2 protein-coding genes are annotated in these 2,055 nt (G+C 60.0%); both read left to right on the forward strand.

Features of this window, described 5'->3' with window-relative positions:
• Window positions 1-78 precede the first annotated feature (78 nt).
• The gene (gene tnpB / locus ACQKE4_RS20560; protein WP_016915087.1) at window positions 79-423 is read left to right on the forward strand and encodes an IS66 family insertion sequence element accessory protein TnpB; all 345 of its coding nucleotides are present in this window, start codon (window positions 79-81) and stop codon (window positions 421-423) included.
• Between the two features lie 28 nt (window positions 424-451).
• Window positions 452-2,055 (forward strand): IS66 family transposase (gene tnpC, locus ACQKE4_RS20565; protein ID WP_427390093.1); only part of this gene is annotated, 1,604 nt, incomplete at its 3' end.

Below are 2,055 nucleotides of genomic sequence, written 5' to 3' on the forward strand. Positions count from 1 at the left end.
GTCGCCATCATCCGGCTTAGGCTGGAATATTGTGCTCAGCCTGGGTAACGGCGTCGAGCTACGGCTGAGCCAGAACGGATGATCGGGCTCGATAGCCAGGCGCGCATCTGGCTATGTACCGAACCCACAGACATGCGCAAATCCTTCCGGGGCCTGAGCGCCCTGGTTCGGAATCAGTTGAAGCACGACCCGCTCAGTGGCCAGTATTTCGTCTTCGTCAATCGTCGCAAGACCCAGATGAAGATGCTGTACTTCACCGCCACCGGTTATTGCCTGTGGGCCAAGCGCCTGGAGCAGGGCCAGTTCCGGGTGCCGTTATCCGCCTCCGGGCAGCGAGCCCTGACCCTGACGGATCTGCAACTGCTGATCGATGGCATCGAGGTGCAGAAATATCGCCAGTTCAAGCGTTTTCGAGGGGTATAGAAGGCCGACTTTCGATATAATATCGGCCATGAATTCAACCGCTTCCGCTCCTTCTTCCAATGCACCTTCCTACTCGGCTCTGGCCGAGGAGAATGCCGTGTTGCGGGAGCAGTTGGGAGCCCAGGCAGAAGCGATTCGTCAGCTGACGCATCAACTGGACTGGTTCAAAAAGCAGCTGTTCGGTCCGAAATCCGAGAAGCAGGTGTTCGATCTTCCCGGGCAGGACAGCTTGTTCCAGCCAGAGGAAGCGCCGCTACCGGCGCCGCCTGCTGACGAAGAAGAACGCCCCATCAAGGCCTATCAGCGTGGCACCGGCAAGAAGCAGCGCGACGATGGCTGCCTGAACGACACCGGTCTGCGCTTTACCTCTGATGTGCCGGTGGAAGTCATAGAGTATCTGCCGCCAGAGCTGACAGGGCCGGAGGCCGATCAGTACGAAGTAATCGGCAGTAAGACCACCTACCGGCTGGCCCAGCGGGCCTCCAGTTACGTGGTGCTGAAGGTGGAGCGCCCGGTGTTCCGGCGCAAGGGGAGTGACAAGCCCATCACCACGCCGGCCCCGTTCAACGTGCTGGACAACAGCCTGGCCGATGTCAGTCTGCTGGCCGGGTTGCTGGTGGACAAGTTCCAGTTCCACCTGCCGCTGTACCGTCAGCACCAGCGCATCCAGCAAGCCGGTATCACAATCAGCCGCAGCACCCTGACCAATCTGGTCAAGCGCGTGATCGACCTGCTTCGGCCCATTGTGGATGCCCAGACCGACAACGTGCTGCGCAGTCGGGTGCTGGCCATGGATGAAACGCCGATCAAGGCCGGTCACCAGGGTCGGGCGGGCCCGCAAAAAGGCAAGTTGAAATCCGGCTGGTTCTGGCCGTTATACGGCGATGCCGACGAGGTGGTGTTCACCTACTCGAACAGCCGTGGGCGTGCCCACATCGAAGCCATCCTCAGCGAATCGTTCAACGGCACGCTGATCAGTGACGGCTACGCGGCCTATGCCCGCTACGCTGCTGCCCAAGAGAACGTCACCCACGCCCAGTGCTGGGTGCATAGCCGCCGTTATTTTATCGAGGCGCAGAAGGATCACCCGGAAACCGTCACCGAGGCCCTGCAACGAATCGCAGCGCTGTACCGGAATGAAGAAACCATCAGAACCCACGGGCTGACTGGCGAGAAGAAACGTCAGTACCGGTTGGAACACTCGAAACCGGTCGTTAGCGGCTTCTTCCAGTGGTGCCGGGATCAGTTGGCGTCAGGCGGCCTGGTGCCGAGCGATCCACTGACCAAAGCTCTGAACTACGTGCTCAGCCGGGAAGCCAGCCTGAGCGTATTCCTGGAAAACCCAGACGTGCAGCCAGACACCAACCACCTCGAGCGGGCACTACGCCCCATTCCCATGGGCAAGAAAAACTGGATGTTCTGCTGGACTGAATTGGGGGCGGAACACCTGGGCATCATCCAGAGTCTGATCAGCACCTGCAAGCTGCACAATATTACCCCCTACACTTACCTGGTGGACGTGCTGCAACGCATCAGCCAGCATCCGGCCAGTGACGTCAGCGACCTGACGCCTCGTCTCTGGAAAACCCGGTTTGCCGACAATCCGCTACGGGCGCTGATCGATCCACGCCA

Origin of the sequence: Halomonas sp. NPDC076908, from assembly GCF_050269715.1 — a bacterium.
Lineage (GTDB): Bacteria > Pseudomonadota > Gammaproteobacteria > Pseudomonadales > Halomonadaceae > Vreelandella.

What these genes read in the sequence shown, in the direction of transcription:
- tnpB (WP_016915087.1), top strand. Translation starts at nt 79, where the DNA reads ATGATCGGGCTCGATAGCCAGGCGCGCATCTGGCTATGTACCGAACCC.